The 1,979-nt window shown below is 73.9% G+C and carries 3 protein-coding genes; 2 read left to right on the forward strand and 1 reads right to left on the reverse strand.

All coding sequences use genetic code 11. The annotated features are described in order from the left end of the window. The coding region (locus ABZ641_RS35140) for an MFS transporter (protein ID WP_359988455.1) at nt 1-915 on the reverse strand (915 nt) is incomplete at its 3' end. Between the two features lie 101 nt (nt 916-1,016). Between ABZ641_RS35140 and ABZ641_RS35145 the strand changes: the two genes are divergently transcribed. Then, entirely contained in the window at nt 1,017-1,499 is a 483-nt protein-coding gene (locus tag ABZ641_RS35145; protein ID WP_359988456.1) for a MarR family transcriptional regulator, read from the forward strand. Between the two features lie 93 nt (nt 1,500-1,592). After that, nucleotides 1,593-1,757: a hypothetical protein gene (locus ABZ641_RS35150; RefSeq protein ID WP_344623913.1), complete on the forward strand. Its 165-nt coding sequence runs from the start codon at nt 1,593-1,595 to the stop codon at nt 1,755-1,757. Nucleotides 1,758-1,979 lie beyond the last annotated feature (222 nt).

Here is a 1,979-nt window from a genome sequence, read left to right on the forward strand (position 1 = left end):
GACCAGCTGCATGGTGAGCAGCACCCCGAAGGCCTCGGTGAAGGTGGTGCTGCCGCTGTCCAGCGCGCTGCCGCCGCGGGCCTCCTGGATGTAGAGCGGGCCGAGGAACATCGCGCCCATGATGGGCACGTAGCCGACCAGGCAGATCAGGTTGGTGTCGCGGAAGAGCCGGTCGCCGAAGAGCCGCAGCCGCAGGATCGGCTCGGCGGTGCGGAGTTCGACCGTGACCGCCGCCGTGAGCAGCACGGCGCCGGCCACCAGCGGGCCGAGCGCCTGCGGGCCGGTCCAGCCCGCCTCCGGCCCGGTGCAGACGCCGTACATCAGCGCGGCGGTGCCCGCGGCGCTCAGCAGCAGGCCGGGCAGGTCGAGCCGTCCGGCGGCGTGGTCGCGGTGCTCGGCGAGGAAGAGGAGGCCGAAGAGCACCGCGGCCGCGCCGACCGGGACGTTGACCCAGAACACCCAGCGCCAGGAGAGGCCGGTGACGAGCGCGCCGCCGAGCAGCGGGGCGATCGCCGGGGCGATCTGCTGGGGGATGATCAGCAGGCGGGCGAGCCGGACCTGTTCGGCCTGGGTGAAGGTGCGGAAGAGCAGTGCCTGCGAGGTCGGCATCAGCAGGCCGGCGGCAAGGCCCTGCAGGGCCCGGGCGCCGACCAGGGCGCCGAGGCCCGGGGCGGCGCCGCAGAGCGCGGAGGCGCCGGTGAAGGCGGCGAGCGAGAGCAGCAGCATCCGGCGGCCGCCGAACCGTTCCACCAGCCAGGCCGAGGCCGGGACCATCATGGCGAGGCAGACCGGGTAGACCACGACGACCCCGGTGAGTGCGGCCGGGGTCAGCGCGAACTGCCGGGCGATGCCGGGCAGCGCGACGGTGGTGATCGCACCGTCGACGATGCAGATGAAGGTGGTCAGGACCGTCATGATGGGCACGACACGGCGCTGGCTCAGGCGGGTGCTCATAGAAGCTGAGCATACTCACTATGATGGTGCTCAGAAAGACTGGGGACGGGGACGGACACGGCATGGCACAGCGGCAGGCGGACAAGCGCGACTTCGGCAGCAGCGACGTCCTGGTGGACGAGCTCTTCGCCACCACGCAGCGGCTCCGAGCCTTCGTCGACGGCAGGCTGCGCGAGCACGGCGCCTCCGTCTCACGGCTGCGCACCCTGCGCGTACTGGCCCACGCCGGCGGGCCGCTGCGCATGCGCGACCTCGCCGAGCTGGTCGGCAACGCCCCGCGGACCACCACCACGATCGTCGACAGCCTGGAGAAGGACGGCCTGGTCGAGCGGGTCCGGCACCCCGAGGACCGCCGCGCCTTCCTGCTCACCCTCACCGAGGAGGGCGTCCGCCGGCACCGCGAGGCCGAGGAGCTCGACCGCGCGGCCCTGGCCACCGCGACCGGCGCCCTCGCGCCCGCCGAACGCGAGCAGTTGCGGTCCCTGCTCGCCCGCATCCGCACCACCGTCGGCGAGCAGACGGCCGACGCCGACGCCGGTCCCTGACGCCCTGCACCCGACGCCCCGCACCCGAGCCCGCGGCAATGCGGCACCCCGTCCGGGTATCGGACGGGTGAAACCGGCCGTTCGGCCGTCAGGGTGACGTATCGTCCTGCCGAAGGTGATCCTGACCCGAAGGAGGAGATCACCTCGCGTTACGTCCTGCTGGGCCTCGGCCTCGCCTGCCCCGTCCTCGCCCTCGCCGTCTTCCTCGCCGCCGCCCGGGCCGGCACCCGCAGCGAGAGGGAGGACGACCGGGCCTGAGCCCGGACGCGCCCCGGTCACCCGGTCAGCGCGTCCACCAGGTCCCCGAGCTCCCGGTCGGTCAGCGGCCGGCGGTGGGCCAGCTTGTTGCGCGAGGTGCGCAGCGTGGACAGCCGGTTGTACTGCGGACACGCCGATGGTGACGGCCTCCGGGAGTCCGCGGAACTCCCGGGGGCCGCCGCCGTCGGCGCCTGCTCCGGCGGTGCGCGCCATCAGCGCTTG

This window comes from Kitasatospora sp. NPDC007106 (assembly GCF_040634455.1).
Lineage (GTDB): Bacteria > Actinomycetota > Actinomycetes > Streptomycetales > Streptomycetaceae > Kitasatospora > Kitasatospora arboriphila.